We start from the raw sequence: 313 nt of genomic DNA, 5'->3' as shown, positions 1-313 counted from the left end.
CGCGGTCGTCCGGAGCGCCCCGGTGGTGCGCGACCCGCTCGGCCTGCCCTCGGCGAAGGTGATCTTGCCGGCCGCCGTGCGGATGACGTTCGGGGGGGCTGCGGTCTGGGGGGAGGCCGAGGGGGTCGCGCTGTAGGAGGGGGTGGAGCGGCCCGGGGGCCTGCAGCCCCGGCGCGCCCCCACGGTCCGGGAGGCGTCGTACGCGGAGGTGGGCGACCGCGCGCTCGCCCCCCCCCGCCTCGGCCTGCCCGACCACGAGTCGCCGCACGTCGTGCCGTACCACCCGGACGTGCGGACCCGGTGGGTGCACGGT

The 313-nt window shown here is 79.2% G+C and carries 1 protein-coding gene; it reads left to right on the top strand.

Annotated elements, in window-relative coordinates; all coding sequences use genetic code 11:
- Positions 1-142 precede the first annotated feature (142 nt).
- The coding region (locus ADK67_RS55345) for a YcaO-like family protein (RefSeq protein ID WP_442974140.1) at positions 143-313 on the top strand (171 nt) is incomplete at its 3' end.

The sequence above is a fragment of the Saccharothrix sp. NRRL B-16348 genome (assembly GCF_001280085.1).
In the GTDB taxonomy this organism is placed as follows: domain Bacteria; phylum Actinomycetota; class Actinomycetes; order Mycobacteriales; family Pseudonocardiaceae; genus Actinosynnema.
Note: the sequence above shows the minus strand (reverse complement) of the source record. Positions and strands in the feature narration are given on the sequence as shown.